The following is a 17,441-nucleotide window of genomic DNA, read 5'->3' as shown; positions in this document are numbered from 1 at the left end:
GAATACAAAAATATGTCCCTACTTTATGCAATATTTATATTTTGGCATAGCTTCATCATATCTGCCACCACTTTTTCTTTATTCTTTCTTCGTGTCTGTAGCGGTGGTGAGACGACTGGGGATTACCGCTTTCCGCCTCATCTACTATGTCTTGCCATGTTGTGTTTTGACTTATCATGCGGTATATTGTGCCCCAATCTGGAAGTCCGCCAATGTTGCGGTCGTCAATGAACATGTCAACCTTTAGCTTACGGCTGTAGCTTGGATTGTTATGAAGAGTCTCTTCCGGATAGTCGCGGTTGACGGCCCAAAATTCAAGTCCTCTTTTACGGCACCATTCCACAGCCTCGTCAAGGAGTTTCCCCTCGCGCACACTCCAAAGTATCAGTCTGTGCCGTTCGTTGACAAGCATCTTCAATGTTTCGATGGCGAAAGGTATTTCCTCTCCGATTTCCGGATATTTGTGTTCGACGATAGTCCCGTCGAAGTCTACGGCAATAGTCATAGCTTGATGGATTTATCGTCCTTATTGCCGTAGTGGCTGTTGGAATATGTCCCGTAAGTATAACTTCCATATCTGCCATATCTTCCGTACTTCCCATATTTGCCGTATCCGTAATAGTATCCGTATTTCTTCTTTGACATGTCAACGCCATTGAGAACATAGCACATGTTGGGAAGTTTTCTTTCGGCGTGCATTTTGTTGAAGAGTTCAAAACTGGCTTTAGGCGTATAGTCGGCACGGCACACAACGATGGCTACGTCGGCGATTTTGCCTATCTGCAGTGAATCGGTGACAAGTCCGGCCGGAGCGGTATCAAGTATGATATAGTCGTATTTCTCTTTGAGCGTATTGATGATGTCACCCAAATGTTCGCGTGCCAAAAGTTCTGTCGGGTTTGGCGGGACGGGACCGGCCGGCATTACGTCAAGGTTGGTGTTGACACCGGAAGGACTTACCTGTGTCATAATCTCGTCCATGGTGACATGGTCTTTGTTCAACAGATTGGTGATACCCAATTTTTTGTCTTTGAGACTGAATATCTGTGCCAGTCGAGGTTTGCGGATGTCAAGTCCCATTATGATGACTTTCTTTCCAAGGGTAGCAAAACTAACGGCCACATTTACTGCATTGAAAGTCTTACCCTCGCCCGAGGTGGACGATGTGAACATGACAACTTTTTGTCCTTCCTCAAGCATAAACTGTATGTTGGTACGCATTGAGCGGAATATCTCGTCTATCTGGTTGTTCTCGTTCTCGTGTACAACGATGCCATTGGTGTGCTCATCGTTTGTCAGTGCAACGTCGGCGATGATAGGTAATTTTGTCAGTTTGGCAACGTCCTCATGACCTTCTATCTTATAGCGCATAAGCTGTATCAGATAGATTATAGCCAACGGCAGTCCTATACCCAATACAAGTGCTACCATCAGTATCATGTTCTTTTTGGGGCTTACCATACCGGCGAAAACGGGTTCGTCGATGATTTTTCCCTTGTCGGCGGTGGCGGCAAGAGAGATGGAGTTCTCCTCGCGCTTCTGAAGCAGCATCAGGTATAGTCCGGATTTTACTTCCTGCTGACGTCCTATTTGGGTCAGTATGCGTTCCTGTTCGGGCGTGTTGGCTACTTTGTTGTTGTATATCGCATATTGTTTCTCTATGCTTTGCAATTGTATTTCAGCCGTGCGACGTGCTTGCAGCAATGCCGTGCGTATGCTGTTCTCCAGATTGTCAAGTTCGCTGGTTATGGCCTTTACTTGCGGAGCAATTTCCGATGAACCGCGCAACAGTCTGTTACGTTCTATAACGGCTTGATTGTAACTGTTGATGAGCGATGTTGACGAAGGGTCGTTCAAACCGACGTTTGACGGTATTATCTGATACTTGTTCTGCGGTCTGTCTACGTGTTCACGCAGATAATCAAGCAGCTGAATCTGCATTTTGGCCTCAGCCAACTTGTCCGAATATGCGTTTGCCTGTGTTAAAGTCTGTGCAGCATCCAGTTTCAGCTGTATCAGGTTGTTGTGCTTTTTGTAAGTCTCCAATTCTGTCTCTGTCGTTCCGAGCTCCTTGTTTATTTTTTCCAGACGGTTGTTGATAAACTCCTCTGTCTTTATGGCAATCTCGTTCTTGTCCGTATTTGCTTGACGGTTGTAGCAAATGGCATGTTGGCGTAAGAAGTTGTCGGCCCTTTTCGGATTCTCGTCTTTGATGGTGATTAGTGCAATAGACGTATTCTTTGATATCGGCTCTACTGACATTGCTCCAGCGTAGGATGTTGCTACGGTCATGGGGGGATATATCTTTACAAAGATATCCTTGTCAGTGTCTTTGCCATTATTGTTCTTGGTAAATGTGAGTACACCGGCATCTGTCTTCAGCGTGGCCGGCAATTTGTCGAACGATGTTGTGAACGGTGCCGACTTTTGGGTTCCATTGTATGTGTTTCCTTCGACTTTATATGTATTGCCGTTCTTTTTGATTCTCATGTCAACCGTCATCATTGTCTCGTCAAGTTTGTCAAGGCTTGCCGGATCAATGTCGACGTTGATGGGTTGTGTGTTGTATATCAATTTGTTTTTTACGAATCCCTTTTCCATGTATTCCACATACAGGTGCAGCTCTTTGACTGTCTCGCGGGTCAATATTCGGCTTTTTATTATTTCCATCTCGTTCTCGATGCCGTTGCTGGTTGAGATGAATCCCATGTCTGACATGTTGGACAGCATTTGGTTGCCTGAACCTCTTCGCGAATTGTCGTCTTTAATCAGCATCTTTGCCGACACCTGATATACTGGATTGGTGTAGCGCAGATAGATTAGTGCACCGCAAACGAATATAAATACTGAAAGTGCAAACCACTGCCAATTCAGAATGAACATGGTGATGATGGCCTTGAAGTCAAATGAATTCTCTTCTTGATAGAGATCGGCTGACTCCACATTACTTATTTTGTCAATCTTGTTGTTTTCTTCCATTTGCTTTGTTCTTTATTTAAATATTCATCAGATACTGGCCATATTCGTTTTTCAGCATTGGTCCGGCAAGTTTCTGCAGTTGTTCTTTGCTTATCCATCCTTGTCTGAACGAAATCTCTTCAAGGCATGCTACTTTCTGTCCTTGTCTTTTCTCTATCACTTCGATAAACGTGCTGGCTTCACTCAGACTGTCGTGCGTACCGGTGTCAAGCCATGCGAATCCGCGTTGCAGCGTCTTCACTTTGAGTGTACCCCGTTTTAGATATACTTGGTTCACTGTGGTTATTTCCAATTCACCGCGTGCACTTGGTTTGATGTTTTTGGCCGTCTCAACTACACTGTTGGGATAGAAATACAGACCCACTACCGCATAGTTGGATTTGGGAACTTCTGGTTTCTCTTCAATGCTCAGACATCTGCCTTCGCTGTCAAACTCGGCAACACCATATCGTTCCGGATCGTTCACGTAGTAGCCGAAGATTGTGGCCTCACCATGTTTTTCGACATTATCCACACATTCTTTCAGTATTCCGGAGAATCCGCTGCCATAGAATATATTATCACCCAATACGAGGCATACGGAATCATTGCCGATAAACTCCTCGCCGATGATGAACGCCTGGGCCAATCCGTCGGGTGACGGCTGTTCGGCATATTCGAATCTCACTCCTATCTCACTGCCGTCACCAAGAAGACGTCTGAATCCGGGCAGATCGTGCGGTGTGCTGATAATCAGTATATCCCTTATTCCGGCAAGCATGAGTACTGATATAGGATAATATATCATAGGCTTGTCGAAAATGGGTATCAGTTGTTTACTTATGCCTTTTGTTATCGGGTACAACCGTGTACCGCTGCCACCAGCTAAAACAATACCTTTCATTAATTCTAAATATAACGTTATATAAAATCGGTGCAAAGGTAAGAATTAATTTTATTATTATCGTGATTTATTATGGATTTTATTTATATATGCGGGAAAATCCTTAACTTTGCATGCGAAAATATCAAACTGTCAGTCTTGCGTCGTTGCGCGAGCGTATATTATTATATTGCGTTGCAGAAATGTAGGGCGGCAGTCAATTAATCATCATTATTATAACTGTCTTTATGAGTATATTATCAAAACTGTTCGGCAAGAAAGCCGGCGAACAGCAGACAACAGGAGGCATGGAAGATTTCATGACCCTTATCCGTGTATATTTCCAAGCGGCAATAGCGGCAGAACTTGGCATTACCAATCTTTCGATGCTACCGGATTTGCGGGTGTTTAAGACGACATTACGTGTTCCGACGGTCAACAACCGTCTTGGGGTGGGCGAGAAGGCACGTTGCCGGAAGATGCTTAAGGAAATATATGAAATGGACGACAATTTCTTTAAGGAGATAGATCATAGCATGCGCCGCAACTGTCGTAAGTTGCAGGATGTTCAAGTTTATCTCGTGCAGTTTCAGGGCTTTACGCAAGATCTTATGATGCTCATGGGTAATCTTATGAAATTCAAACTCCGTCTTCCGGGATTTTTCAAGAAAGCCCTTTACACAATGACGGAGAAGACCGTAAACGATATCTTCACAAAAAACAATTACACCGATCCGGGGGTATTGAAAACAGTGGTTGCCGTGAGAGAGTACGACCGTCGTTTGGGCTTTTCGCAAAAATGGATAACAGACTTTGTCTATAAGGTGGTGATGCTGGCGAAGAAGGAGCCGAAAGCCAAAGACGAGAGCATAAAGAAATAGAAAAATACAGCGCATGGCCGGTGATATCCGTACTGCGCTGTATTTTTTTTCGGTACAAGGCCATTGTACTGGCAGTACGGGGCCGTCGTACCGATAGTACAAGACCTTTGAACCGTTGGTACAACGGTCTTGCACTGACTTCACAATTCTGACACAATCGTACGGATGCAATGAGACTGTCCGGTCAGACATGATGGAAAGTCTCCGAAAAGAACAATAGTATCGCCTGTGTGGATGACCGGATATTTGTCATTTTAAGCGGATGAATATTTAAAAAACATTAAATTAGAAACATGCTAAAGGTATTCTTTGCAAAAAATTAATAACTTTGTAGAATTAAAGAGTGATGCCCATGACTTCCAACGAACAGAATTTGGCAGTGTTCCAAACAAGGGTGCGCCAGATGATACTCCGCTTTCAGCAGTTAAAGAAAGAGAACGAAGAACTGTACGAAATGGTCGACAGAAACGAGAAAGATATAAAAATCTTGCGTGACAAGTTGGACCAGCAGGCCAAGGACTACAACTCTTTGAAGATGGCAAAGATGGTCGAGATTACCGACGGGGATCTTGAGACTGCAAAGTCAAGACTGTCCAAACTCATCCGAGACGTAAACAAGTGCATTGCTATATTGGCAGAACAGAAGGCAGATTAAGCGATGGCAGAAGAAAAAAGAGATGCGTTACGTATACATTTGCATGTCTACGACGAAGAAATAGAGGTTATGGTACACGACCGTGCCGAGGAGGAATACTTCCGGGCAGCGGCAAAGTTGATAACCGATCGTTACAATGTATACGCACATACATATAAGGGACACAAGAGCGATCATACCATTTCGCTCATGACACTTGTTGACATAGCCTTGCGTTATGAAAAAGAGTGTGCCCGGAACGATACGGACCCTTATAATAATATTCTCAGAAGTCTTACTGCGGAAATCGAAGAAGCCCTCGGTGAGAAATAAGTAAAGAGAATATTAACAACAATAACAATTTAGTTTTTTATGGATATAGTATGGTTAATTGCCGTGATAGTGGCTCTTGTTTTAGGAGTGCTGTTCGGATATGGTATTTTCCGATATGTGATAAAGGGAGAATACAATAGGAAGTTGGCCGAAGCCGAAAAAGAGGCCGAGGTCATGAAAGAGAAAAAACTGCTCGAGGTGAAAGAAAAGTTCCTTAATAAGAAGAGCGAGTTGGAAAAGGAAGTTCAGACGCGCAACCAGCACATTCAGCAGAGCGAGAACAAACTGAAACAGCGCGAACTGTCCATCAACCAGCGTCAGGAGGAACTTGGACGCCGTAAAAACGAGTTGGACAACCAGCAGACACGTATAGACAACGAGAAGAAACTGCTCCAGATTAAGAACGAGGAACTGGAGAAGATGCAGTTGCAGGAGCGTGCAAAACTTGAGGAACTTTCAGGGCTCAGTGCTGACGAGGCCAAGCAGCGGCTTGTAGAGGCGATGAAGGATGAGGCCAAGACCGATGCCCAGAGCTACATCAATGAGATAATGGACGAGGCCAAGCTGAATGCCAATGCTCAGGCACGCAAGATTGTGATACAGACCATACAGCGTGTGGCCACGGAGACGGCGATAGAGAACAGTGTCAGCGTGTTCCATATAGATAATGATGAAGTGAAAGGCCGTATCATCGGGCGTGAGGGGCGCAATATACGTGCTCTTGAGGCTGCTACGGGAGTCGAAATTGTGGTTGACGATACGCCTGAAGCAATTGTTATCAGTGCTTTCGATCCCATTCGTCGTGAGGTATGCCGTCTGGCTCTGCATCAGCTTGTTGCCGACGGACGTATCCATCCCGCACGTATAGAGGAGGTTGTTCAGAAGGTTAAGAAACAGCTTGAAAACGAGGTTATAGAGACAGGCAAGCGCACATGTATCGACCTCGGAATACATGGGCTGCATCCCGAACTCACGCGTATCATCGGAAAAATGAAGTATCGCAGTTCATACGGTCAGAATCTGTTGCAGCATGCCCGTGAAACAGCCAATCTCTGTGCTGTGATGGCATCTGAACTGGGGCTGAACCCGAAGAAGGCCAAACGTGCCGGATTGTTGCATGATATCGGCAAGGTGCCTGATGAGGAGAGCGAATTGCCGCACGCACTTTATGGTGCCAAGATTGCCGAGAAATATCGTGAGAAGCCGGACATATGCAATGCCATAGCAGCCCACCACGACGAGTGCGAGATGAACACACTGCTTGCTCCAATCGTTCAAGTGTGTGATGCCATCAGTGGTGCCCGGCCCGGTGCCCGCCGCGAGATTGTCGAGGCATACATCAAGCGTCTCAATGATCTTGAGGCTATCGCCATGAGCTATCCGGGCGTCACCAAGACCTACGCCATACAGGCAGGTCGCGAGCTACGCGTCATCGTTGGTGCCGACAAGATGGACGACACGCAGACTGAGGCATTGTCCGGCGAGATAGCCAACAAGATTCAGAATGAGATGACTTATCCCGGACAGGTCAAGATTACTGTCATCCGCGAAACACGCAGTGTGGCATATGCCAAGTGATGTTGTTTTTTGAGACAGTATAATCATTTATATATTAATGTATATGGGATTGCGCCTTTTCAAGTTATGGCGCAATCCTTTTCTATTTATTATCCATTGTAGTTATGTTATTGATTCAGTCGATAAAATGTATTATTTGCTATAAGGCGTCTTTACTGCAATAAAATACATCCAAAGATTTGTGCCGTAATTATAAAAATTATATATTTGCAAAAGAAATATATAATTTTTACCGGATTATGGCTTACGAGAAACAAATAGTAGAATGCGTACCCAATTTCAGTGAGGGGCGCAATATGGAAATCATAAAACAGATAACCGATGAAATAGAGAGTGTCAAGGGTGTCAGACTGCTCGATGTAGACCCGGGTGAGGCAACAAACCGTACGGTGGTGACATTTGTCGGCAGGCCGGATGCTGTTGTAGAGGCTGCATTTCGTTCGGTGAAGTGTGCCGGCCGTCTGATAGACATGCGCCGCCATCACGGTGCCCATCCCCGCATGGGAGCCACTGATGTGCTGCCACTCATCCCCGTGTCGGGCATCACGCTCGAGGAATGTGCCGAGCTGGCACGCGGACTGGCCCGTCGCATTGCCGATGAGCTCGCCATACCGTGCTATTGTTATGAAGCTGCTGCGTTCACTCCCGAGAGAAAGAATCTGGCCGTTTGCCGCGAGGGTGAGTATGAGGCTTTGGCCGAGAAACTGACAACGGAAAGACTGCAGCCTGATTTCGGCGCGCGTCCTGTGGACGAGGCCGTGGAGCGGACAGGTTGTACGGCCGTTGGTGCACGCGATTTTCTCATTGCCGTAAACTACAACCTTAACACTACATCCACACGACGTGCCAATGCCATTGCATTTGATGTGAGAGAGAAGGGGCGGCCGGTTCGAGAGGGCAATCCGGTTGTGGGCAAGATTGTGCACGGTGACGATGGGAAACCGCTCATGAAGCCCGGAACATTGAAATGCACCAAGGCTATAGGATGGTATATAGATGAATATGGTATAGCCCAGGTGTCGATGAATATTACCGACCTTTCAGTCACACCGCTCCATGTAGCTTTCGACGAGGTATGCCGTTGTGCGCAAAATCGTGGGATACGTGTTACGGGTACCGAGATTGTCGGACTTATTCCTAAGAAAACGTTGGTTGAGGCCGGCAGGTATTTCCTGTCCAAACAACATCGTTCGTCAGGAATACCGGAGGAGGACATAATCAAGATAGCGGTGAAGAGCATGGGGCTTGACGACCTTAAGCCTTTCAATCCGCGTGAAAAAGTAATTGAATATATGCTCGAAGATGCGGAAGAGAAGGCCGGTGGCAGGCTTGCTGACCTTACGGTCAAGGCTTTTGCCGAAGAGACATCGCGTGAAAGTCCGGCTCCGGGCGGTGGAACGATAGCGGCATATATGGGGGCTCTCGGTGCGGCTCTTGGCGCCATGGTGGCAAATCTGTCGAGCCATAAAGCCGGATGGGACGACCGTTGGGACATGTTCGGCGGTTGGGCCGAACGCGGTCAGACGCTTATGACCGAACTGCTGCATCTTGTGGACGAGGATACTGCTGCTTTCAACCGTATTATGGAAGCCTTTGCCATGCCCAAGAAAACGGAGGACGACAGGAGAGCGCGTGCCGAGGCTGTCGAGGCGGCAACGTTATATGCCGCTCAGGTGCCTTTGCGGACGATGAAGGCCTCTGTCAAGGTGTTTGACATTTGTCATGAGATGGCTCTTGAAGGCAATCCCAACAGTGTGTCCGATGCCGGTGTTGGAGCGCTTGCTGCACGGGCTGCGGTTCTCGGTGCCGGTCTGAATGTCAAGATTAATGCCTCCGGACTAGCAGACCGTGCTGCGGCCGACGCACTGACAGCTGAAGCCGATGCCTTGATGGAGGAGGCGAAAAGAGCCGAGAGCGAGATAATGAAGATTACGGAGGACAGAATCAATAAGTTAAAGTAATAATCAGATATGACACATCAAGAATTTGTAGACGACATACGGGCCGGTATTCCGGACTGTCTGCCTGAGCCGCAGGCATACGACACAGAGATAAACCATGCGCCGAAGCGCAAGGACATACTGACGCCCGACGAGAAGAGGCTGGCTCTGCGCAATGCCTTGAGATATTTCCCGAAGCATCTGCATGCCCGGTTGGCACCGGAGTTTGCCGATGAATTGCGCCGCTACGGCCGTATTTATATGTATCGTTACCGTCCGCGTTATGAGATGTACGCACGTCCCATCGACGAATATCCGCACCGTTCGGAGCAGGCGGCGGCCATAATGATGATGATTCAGAACAATCTCGACAAGGCCGTGGCACAGCATCCGCACGAGCTTATCACGTATGGAGGCAACGGAGCCGTATTCCAGAATTGGGCGCAGTACCGGCTTGTGATGAAGTATCTGAGCGAGATGACCGACGAGCAGACTCTCGTGATGTATTCGGGACACCCGCTCGGACTCTTCCCGTCGCATCGCTGGGCGCCAAGGGTGGTGGTTACAAACGGTATGGTGATACCCAATTACTCTAAGCCCGACGATTGGGAGCGCTACAACGCGCTCGGAGTGAGCCAGTACGGTCAGATGACGGCCGGCTCGTATATGTACATAGGTCCGCAGGGTATTGTCCATGGCACCACTATCACCGTGCTTAATGCAGCGCGCAAGCATCTCAAGCCGGGGCGGGACGATATACACGGCATGCTCTTCGTGACGTCAGGACTGGGCGGTATGTCAGGTGCGCAGCCCAAGGCCGGCAATATTGCCGGTGTGGTGAGCGTGACTGCGGAAATAAATCCGTTGGCGGCACAGAAGAGATATGATCAAGGTTGGGTGGACGAGTTGCATTACAGTCTTGACGAACTGATACCCGCTGTACGTTGTGCCGTCGCTGACAGACGTACGGTGTCGATGGCGTATGTCGGCAATGTTGTCGATCTTTGGGAGCGGTTGGCTGCAGAGAACATCGCAGTAGATCTTGGCAGTGACCAGACATCACTGCACAATCCATATGCAGGAGGCTATTATCCTGTGGGCATGACGCTTGACGAATCAAAGAGGATGATGGCTGAAGAGCCGGATAAGTTCAGGGAGCGTGTGTTCGAGTCGCTCCGCCGTCAAGTTGCAGCCATCAACAAGTTGGCGGCCCGAGGAATGTATTTCTTTGACTATGGTAATGCGTTTTTGCTTATGGCGAGCCGTGCCGGAGCCGATGTCATGTGCGATGCCGGCCGTTTCCGGTATCCGTCGTATGTACAGGACATTATGGGACCGATGTTCTTCGACTATGGTTTCGGGCCGTTCCGATGGGTCTGCTCTTCGGGCAAGCCCGAAGATCTGGCCGAAACCGACCGATTGGCAGCCGGTGTTCTTGAAGATATGTTGCGCACCGCGCCTGACGACATTCGCGGACAATTGGCAGACAATCTGCACTGGATACGTGAGGCAGGCCGAAACAATCTTGTCGTGGGCTCTCAGGCACGCATACTATATGCCGATGCCGAAGGGCGTGCCCGCATAGCCTTGGCTTTCAACGATGCCATACGCAGCGGTGCCATCAGCCGGCCGGTGGTGCTCGGACGCGACCATCACGATGTTTCCGGTACAGACTCTCCTTTCCGGGAGACGTCCAACATATACGACGGTTCGCAGTTCTGTGCCGACATGGCCGTGCACAACGTCATCGGCGACGCTTTCCGTGGTGCCACATGGGTGAGTCTGCATAATGGCGGAGGCGTAGGCTGGGGCGAAGTGATAAACGGTGGTTTTGGAATGGTTATCGACGGCAGTGACGATGCCGCCCGCCGCATTCGCGAAATGCTTTTCTGGGATGTAAACAACGGTATAGCCCGACGTTCGTGGGCCCGTAACAGTGGTTCGATGGAGGCCATACGACGTGAGATGGAGCGTACGCCGGAATTGCAGGTGACGATGCCGAATTTGGTTGATGACGATGTCATAGAGGGGAGCATTTGTCTTTGACTCCGGAGCGGCTCTGCCGCGATAACTCCTTTAGTTTCTTTAACTACTAAAAAAGAATATGATTCACAAAATCAGTGCCGACCATCTTACGATAGAAAGAATCGGCGAAATAGTATATAACGGATATAAAATAGAACTGAGCGACGATGCCATAAACCGCATAACACGTTGCCGCGAATATCTTGACGAGAAAATACGTACCAGCAGCCAGCCCGTTTATGGCGTGACCACGGGTTTCGGGTCGCTATGCAACGTGTCGATAGGCAAAGACCAGCTCACGCAGTTGCAGATTAATCTGATGAAGTCGCATGCTTGTGGCACGGGTGAGCGTGTTCCGGACGACATCGTCAAGATAATGATGTTGCTGAAAATACAGTCGCTCAGTTATGGATATTCAGGCTGTAAGGTGGACACAGTGGAGCAGTTGATACGTTTTTTCAACAACGGTGTCTATCCCGTGGTCTACCGTCAAGGCTCGCTTGGCGCTTCCGGCGATCTTGTTCCTTTGGCTCATCTTTGTCTTCCGCTCGTGGGACTGGGGGAAGTGGAATATAATGGAAAGTTGATGTCAGGAGCCGAACTGTTGCGGAAATTACGTTGGAAGCCAATCGAACTGGCATCAAAAGAGGGACTGGCGTTGCTCAACGGCACACAGAATATGAGCGCCTTTGCCGTATGGGCGCTGTTGCAGGCGGAACGTCTGAGCGATTGGGCCGACAAGATAGCCGCCGTGTCGCTTGATGCTTATGATGGATTGATAGAGCCTTTCACTCATGCCGTTCACGCGGTGCGCCCGCATCAAGGTCAGATAGAAACGGCTGCCCATATGCGCGAACTGCTCGAAGGCAGTGAGATTATAGGTCGGTCCAAGGCTCATGTACAGGATCCGTATTCGTTCCGTTGTGTGCCTCAAGTTCATGGAGCTGTGAAAGACACGATCCGCTATGTGCGCTCGGTTATTGACACTGAGATTAATTCGGCCACTGATAATCCTACGGTATGTCCGGACGACGACTTGATAATATCCGCTGGCAATTTCCATGGTGAGCCTATAGCGCTTCCGATCGATTTCCTTTCCATCGCCATCAGCGAACTTGCCAACATATCGGAGCGCCGTATTTATCGTCTTGTGTCCGGCACGCGCGGTTTGCCGAGTTTTCTCGTCGCTACGCCGGGAGTGAACAGCGGATTCATGATAACCCAATACACTGCGGCATCGATTGTCAGCTTGAACAAGTCGCTGGCCATGCCGTCGTCCACAGACAGTATTCCGTCGTGTCAGGATCAAGAAGACCATGTCAGCATGGGGGCCAATGCCGCCATCAAACTATACAAAGTGGTGCTCAATACAGAGCGTGTTCTGGCTATAGAATTGTTCAATGCCATGCAGGCCCTTGATTTCCGCCAACCGTTGAGGTCGTCGCCGAAGATTATGGAGATATACGACGAATATCGTAAAGTGGTGCCGTTCATACTTAATGACGAGATTATGTATCCATATATAGAACGTTCCATAGAATTTATCCGTAACAGACAGTAGTGCCATGACATCATTGTTAGTCAGGAACATAGCCCGTATTGCCGGCATAGAGCGCCACGGACGTCTGATGCTTGCAGGACGGGATCTATCGGTTATGGAGAGTATTGAAGATGCTTTCCTGTATGTTGAGGACGGAGTGATAGCGGATTTCGGTCCTATGTCCGAACTTGCCGATAAGGGATATGCCGATGATGCGGGAGTGACTGTGGTCGATGCCTGTGGCGGCATGGTGCTGCCATCGTTCTGCGACAGCCACACACATATCGTCTATGCGGCGAGTCGCGAACATGAGTTTGTCGACAAGATACGCGGATTGAGTTATGCCGAGATAGCCCGAAGGGGTGGGGGGATACTCAATTCGGCCGACCGTCTGCATGAACTCACGGAGGATGAGCTTTACTGTCAGGCCATGTGTCGTGTACGTGAGATAATAAGCAAAGGTACAGGAGCGGTGGAGATAAAGAGCGGCTATGGTCTCAATACTGCCGATGAACTGAAAATGTTGCGCGTGATACGTCGCATACAAGAGACGGCACCGCTGAAAGTAGCGAGCACGTTTCTCGGTGCGCATGCCGTAGGGCGCGAATATGCCGGTCGACAGCGCGAATATGTCGACCTTGTGGTCAATGAGATGATTCCTGAGGTTGGTCGTGAGCATTTGGCTGATTATATTGATGTGTTCTGCGACGATGGCTTTTTCACGCCTGAAGATACGGCGCGCATCCTTGAAGCCGGTGCAATATGGGGTATGCGACCCAAGATTCACGGGCAGGAACTGGCCGATTCGGGCGGAGTGCGTGTGGCCGTAGAGCATAATGCGTTGTCTGTAGACCATCTGGAAAGCATGACTGATGATGATATCGCTATGTTGCAAGGCACCGGCACGATTCCTACAGCCTTGCCCGGCACATCGTTCTTCCTTAATATGCCGTTTGCTCCCGGACGTCGTATCATAGACAGCGGTTTGCCATTGGCTGTGGCAAGTGACTACAATCCCGGGTCCACGCCATCGGGTGACATGAAGTTTGTCGTGTCGTTGGCTTGTATCAAGATGCGCCTGTTGCCTGAAGAAGCCTTCAATGCAGCCACTATTAACTCGGCATGTGCAATGGGGATCAGCCGTGACTATGGTTCTGTAAGCATAGGTAAGGTGCCCAATTTCTACATTACCCGGCCTATACCGTCGCTCGATTTCATTCCTTATGCTTATACTACGCCTGTTATCAGCCGGATATTTCTGAAAGGTGTGGAGTGGCATATATAATCAAGGACGGACTTTGCATTTAAAGAAAATCATTTTCTTTATCCTGCCGGTGTATAATCTCACTATTTTATTGTACATTTGCAATAAATATATTGGCAGATAATACGGAAATTCAAGAACCGATGATAACAGGACAGATAAAGAATCAGATAGATCAGATATGGGATACGTTCTGGGAGAGCGCAGGCGTCACTAACCCGATGTCGGTGCTTGAACAGATGACATATCTGTTCTTTATGAAGATGCTCGACGACATGCAGCTTAAGCAGGAGCGAGTGTCGGAAGAGATAGGCATTGGCATGTGCAGCGATGTATCGTTCGGCTATGGCACATGGCGCAATCCCGACACTGGTGAAGCGGTGTCTGTGGATAATCTTCGCTGGCATGTGTTCAAGCAGATGGAACCTGAGCAGATGTATCGCACGGTGAGCCGCGACGTGTTCACGTACATTAAGAATCTCAACAGCGGCACCGAGTCGGCCTACTCGCGCTTCATGGGCAATGCCGTGTTTCTTATCCAAAGTCCCCGCGCCCTTGCAAAGATTATCGACGGCATTGACGCGCTGCCCGACATGAACAGCCGCGACACCATGGGTGATGTGTATGAATATATCCTCGGCAAGATGGCCGCAAGCGGCAAGAACGGCCAGTTCCGCACTCCGCGCCACATTATCCGCATGATGGTGGAAATGATGCGACCCACCTGCAAGGACGTTATCTGTGACCCGGCGATGGGCAGTGCCGGTTTCATCGTCGAGGCCGCCAAATATGTTAAGGAGCATTATAAGGCCGAACTGATGAACAGGGAGAACGCCGAGCATTTCCGACGCTCGCTGCTACATGGTTTCGATACCGACCAGACCATGCTGCGCATCGGTGCGATGAACCTCATGCTCCATGACATAGAAGACCCTGACGTGGCTTTTCGCGATTCGCTGTCGTCTGATAACACCGATGCCGACCGCTATACTCTCATCCTCGCCAATCCCCCCTTTGCAGGAAATCTCGACTACGAGGCAGTGTCGAAGTCATTGCTTGCTACTGTAAAAACCAAGAAAACCGAGCTGCTTTTCCTCTCGCTTTTCCTACGCTCGCTTGCCACAGGCGGACGTTGTGCCTCCATCGTGCCCGACGGTGTTTTGACAGGAACATCCAACGCCCACAAGGCTATCCGAAAAGCCATAATCGACGGCAACCGCCTCGAAGCGGTTGTCTCCATGCCTTCAGGAGTATTCAAACCATACTCAGGTGTATCTACCGCTATCTTGATTTTCACGAAAACAGGAGCGGGCGGCACAGATAGAGTGTGGTTCTACGATATGAAAGCAGATGGCTTTTCGCTTGATGACAAGCGTAATCCTGTTGCTGACAACGATATTCCCGACATCATCGCCCGTTTTCACTCGCTCGACGAAGGAGGTGAGGACAACCGCACACGCACCGATAAATCTTTTCTTGTGCCTGTCGAGGAAATCCGCGAGCACGACTATGACCTCGCTTTCAACACCTACAAGGAAACCGTCCGCGAAGTCGTTGAATACGAAGCTCCCGAAGTGCTTATCGGTCGAGCTGCCGCCCTCGCCGCAAAAATTACCGAAGGTATCAACCAATTGGATGATTTGATCAATGAATGACCGACATCAATTCCGGGCCGTCTGGCATGATTATAACGGAGGAATTTACTTCGTCACAATCTGTTGCGCTGACAAAAAGCATTTGTTCGGCGAAATCACATCCACCCCGGCAGTAGGGACGCAATTCATCGCGTCCGCGTTAGGCCGCATCGTGGAAACTGACATTCAGAACCTTACTACGTATCACACCGACCTTGAGATAATCAACTACGTGGTGATGCCTAATCACGTCCATATGATTTTATCAATAACACCCTCGCAGAGGGAATTGTCCGCTCCGGCTGAATTGGGATGTCTGAAGCCGCCGCGCCATGGGGAGCCCGTAGACGATTTCCATCACAACAGTCGGTTGGCAACGATTGTCGGAACATTCAAGGCCGGAGTCACACGTCAGGCGCGGACGCGAAGAATATCGTCCCTACCGGGCGACAAAATATGGCAATCACGATTCCATGAACACATCATCCGTAATCAACACGCATTTGACAATATTATGAATTATATTGACAGTAATATGCGAAATTGGTGTCATGACAAATTCAATAGTAATCGCATCGAATGGCCGGTAGGGACGCGATTCTTCGCGTCCGCCGATTCAAGCGCAACCACCGAACGCGTTGACAATAAATGCAATAATAGCGCGGACGCGAAGAATCGCGTCCCTACAACTCGCAACAACCATGAAGCATAACTGGGAGTATAAACGACTTGGCGATGTATGTAAACTATGTGTCGGTGGTGATAAGCCTGCTGATATATCTGAAATCCAAAATTCAGATAACTCGATCCCTGTGTTTTCAAATGGAATAGAGAATGAAGGATTATATGGTTATTGCAAAAAGTCAACAATTCAAGAACCGTCTGTTACGATTTCCGGTCGAGGCACATTAGGTGTTCCCTTTATTAGAAGAAATCCATTTGTTCCTATTGTAAGGTTGGTTGTTGCAACTCCAGACTATTCATTGCGCTTGGAGTATCTGTATTATTGGCTTCTTTTTAGAAAATTTTCTGGTAATGGAGCGGCAATTCCACAACTAACTGTTCCAATGATAAGAAATGAAGTTATTCCTGTTCCACCTATAGAGGTGCAGGAGCGGATTGTGGCAGAGCTTGACAAGATTAACGAGGTGGTTGAGGATTGCCGCGAGCTGCTGCGCAACCTCAACGCACTCGCTCAATCCCTCTTCTACGACACTTTCGGCGACCCTGTCTCCAACCCAAAATGCTGGACATTCAAACAGATTAAAAGTCTTTTATCCTTAAAAGCTGGTAAGTCTATAAAAGCATCTGAACTGTTAAATCACATTACAGATGGTTATTACCCTTGTTATGGGGGTAATGGTATAAGGGGGTATATTTCAAAAAAGTCTCATCATGGACTTTACAACATTATTGGCAGACAGGGTGCTTTATGTGGTAATATAACGCTTGCAAACGGTGATTTCTATGCAACTGAACATGCCGTAGTGGTTTCTCCACTTATAGAGTCCTCTCCGTATTGGCTTTATTACATGCTTTCTGCGCTTAATCTAAATAAATACGCAAAAGGTGTTGCTCAACCCGGACTTTCAGTTGGCGTCATTAATGAAATTTCAATCCCAGTCCCGCCCCTCGCTCTCCAGCAGCGGTTCGCAACGCAGGTTGAAGCTATCGAGGCGCAGAAAGCTAACGTCGAAGCGACGATCGCCGAGATGCAGACGCTGCTCGCCAGCCGCATGGATTACTGGTTTAACGATTGAAAATGTGAAAC

13 protein-coding genes are annotated in these 17,441 nt (G+C 48.5%); 10 read left to right on the top strand and 3 right to left on the bottom strand.

The window, feature by feature from the left end; all coding sequences use genetic code 11:
- Nucleotides 1-55: 55 nt before the first annotated feature.
- Genes HPS55_RS02375 through rfbA form a run of 3 tightly spaced genes read right to left on the bottom strand, consistent with a single transcriptional unit; the run spans nucleotide 56 to nucleotide 3,862 of the window.
- Nucleotides 56-505, bottom strand: a complete 450-nt coding sequence (locus tag HPS55_RS02375) for a BT0820 family HAD-type phosphatase (protein WP_172176815.1) — start codon at nucleotides 503-505, stop codon at nucleotides 56-58.
- Nucleotides 502-2,979 carry a GumC family protein gene (locus HPS55_RS02370; RefSeq protein ID WP_172324655.1) on the bottom strand — a complete coding sequence of 826 codons (2,478 nt, stop codon included), beginning with the start codon at nucleotides 2,977-2,979 and terminating at the stop codon, nucleotides 502-504. The genes HPS55_RS02375 and HPS55_RS02370 overlap by 4 nt, the downstream gene beginning before the upstream one ends.
- A gap of 16 nt (nucleotides 2,980-2,995) precedes the next feature.
- Nucleotides 2,996-3,862: a glucose-1-phosphate thymidylyltransferase RfbA gene (gene rfbA / locus HPS55_RS02365; RefSeq protein ID WP_172176812.1), complete on the bottom strand. Its 867-nt coding sequence runs from the start codon at nucleotides 3,860-3,862 to the stop codon at nucleotides 2,996-2,998.
- A gap of 227 nt (nucleotides 3,863-4,089) precedes the next feature.
- Between rfbA and HPS55_RS02360 the strand changes: the two genes are divergently transcribed.
- The 10 genes from HPS55_RS02360 to HPS55_RS02315 all read left to right on the top strand — a co-directional run bounded on the left by HPS55_RS02360 (nucleotide 4,090) and on the right by HPS55_RS02315 (nucleotide 17,430).
- Nucleotides 4,090-4,722: a hypothetical protein gene (locus tag HPS55_RS02360; RefSeq protein ID WP_172176810.1), complete on the top strand. Its 633-nt coding sequence runs from the start codon at nucleotides 4,090-4,092 to the stop codon at nucleotides 4,720-4,722.
- Nucleotides 4,723-5,074: 352 nt separating this feature from the next.
- Nucleotides 5,075-5,377 (top strand): hypothetical protein, encoded by a 303-nt coding sequence (locus HPS55_RS02355; RefSeq protein ID WP_172176808.1) that lies wholly within the window; start codon nucleotides 5,075-5,077, stop codon nucleotides 5,375-5,377.
- A gap of 3 nt (nucleotides 5,378-5,380) precedes the next feature.
- Nucleotides 5,381-5,689 (top strand): cell division protein ZapA, encoded by a 309-nt coding sequence (locus HPS55_RS02350; RefSeq protein WP_172176806.1) that lies wholly within the window; start codon nucleotides 5,381-5,383, stop codon nucleotides 5,687-5,689.
- Nucleotides 5,690-5,728: 39 nt separating this feature from the next.
- Nucleotides 5,729-7,267 carry a ribonuclease Y gene (gene rny / locus HPS55_RS02345; protein WP_172176804.1) on the top strand — a complete coding sequence of 513 codons (1,539 nt, stop codon included), beginning with the start codon at nucleotides 5,729-5,731 and terminating at the stop codon, nucleotides 7,265-7,267.
- Nucleotides 7,268-7,506: 239 nt separating this feature from the next.
- Nucleotides 7,507-9,228: a glutamate formimidoyltransferase gene (gene ftcD / locus HPS55_RS02340; RefSeq protein WP_172176802.1), complete on the top strand. Its 1,722-nt coding sequence runs from the start codon at nucleotides 7,507-7,509 to the stop codon at nucleotides 9,226-9,228.
- A gap of 9 nt (nucleotides 9,229-9,237) precedes the next feature.
- Nucleotides 9,238-11,253, top strand: a complete 2,016-nt coding sequence (locus tag HPS55_RS02335) for a urocanate hydratase (RefSeq protein WP_172176800.1) — start codon at nucleotides 9,238-9,240, stop codon at nucleotides 11,251-11,253.
- A gap of 58 nt (nucleotides 11,254-11,311) precedes the next feature.
- Nucleotides 11,312-12,793 (top strand): histidine ammonia-lyase, encoded by a 1,482-nt coding sequence (gene hutH / locus HPS55_RS02330; RefSeq protein WP_172176798.1) that lies wholly within the window; start codon nucleotides 11,312-11,314, stop codon nucleotides 12,791-12,793.
- Nucleotides 12,794-12,797: 4 nt separating this feature from the next.
- Complete coding sequence (gene hutI, locus HPS55_RS02325) at nucleotides 12,798-14,057, top strand: imidazolonepropionase (RefSeq protein WP_172176796.1); 1,260 nt, start codon at nucleotides 12,798-12,800, stop codon at nucleotides 14,055-14,057.
- A 92-nt stretch (nucleotides 14,058-14,149) separates the two neighbouring features.
- Nucleotides 14,150-15,691 carry a class I SAM-dependent DNA methyltransferase gene (locus HPS55_RS02320; RefSeq protein WP_253947192.1) on the top strand — a complete coding sequence of 514 codons (1,542 nt, stop codon included), beginning with the start codon at nucleotides 14,150-14,152 and terminating at the stop codon, nucleotides 15,689-15,691.
- Nucleotides 15,692-16,371: 680 nt separating this feature from the next.
- Entirely contained in the window at nucleotides 16,372-17,430 is a 1,059-nt protein-coding gene (locus HPS55_RS02315) for a restriction endonuclease subunit S (RefSeq protein WP_172176793.1), read from the top strand.
- Nucleotides 17,431-17,441: the final 11 nt, after the last annotated feature.

The sequence above is a fragment of the Xylanibacter rodentium genome, assembly GCF_013166575.1.
Lineage (GTDB): Bacteria > Bacteroidota > Bacteroidia > Bacteroidales > Bacteroidaceae > Prevotella > Prevotella rodentium.
This window is presented reverse-complemented; position numbering and strand designations above follow the sequence as displayed.

Bases quoted from the DNA above. Each gene is read 5' to 3' on its own strand.
- HPS55_RS02375 (WP_172176815.1), bottom strand. From the start codon at position 505: ATGACTATTGCCGTAGACTTCGACGGGACTATCGTCGAACACAAATAT.
- HPS55_RS02370 (WP_172324655.1), bottom strand. From the start codon at position 2,979: ATGGAAGAAAACAACAAGATTGACAAAATAAGTAATGTGGAGTCAGCC.
- rfbA (WP_172176812.1), bottom strand. From the start codon at position 3,862: ATGAAAGGTATTGTTTTAGCTGGTGGCAGCGGTACACGGTTGTACCCG.
- HPS55_RS02360 (WP_172176810.1), top strand. From the start codon at position 4,090: ATGAGTATATTATCAAAACTGTTCGGCAAGAAAGCCGGCGAACAGCAG.
- HPS55_RS02355 (WP_172176808.1), top strand. From the start codon at position 5,075: ATGACTTCCAACGAACAGAATTTGGCAGTGTTCCAAACAAGGGTGCGC.
- HPS55_RS02350 (WP_172176806.1), top strand. From the start codon at position 5,381: ATGGCAGAAGAAAAAAGAGATGCGTTACGTATACATTTGCATGTCTAC.
- rny (WP_172176804.1), top strand. From the start codon at position 5,729: ATGGATATAGTATGGTTAATTGCCGTGATAGTGGCTCTTGTTTTAGGA.
- ftcD (WP_172176802.1), top strand. From the start codon at position 7,507: ATGGCTTACGAGAAACAAATAGTAGAATGCGTACCCAATTTCAGTGAG.
- HPS55_RS02335 (WP_172176800.1), top strand. From the start codon at position 9,238: ATGACACATCAAGAATTTGTAGACGACATACGGGCCGGTATTCCGGAC.
- hutH (WP_172176798.1), top strand. From the start codon at position 11,312: ATGATTCACAAAATCAGTGCCGACCATCTTACGATAGAAAGAATCGGC.
- hutI (WP_172176796.1), top strand. From the start codon at position 12,798: ATGACATCATTGTTAGTCAGGAACATAGCCCGTATTGCCGGCATAGAG.
- HPS55_RS02315 (WP_172176793.1), top strand. From the start codon at position 16,372: ATGAAGCATAACTGGGAGTATAAACGACTTGGCGATGTATGTAAACTA.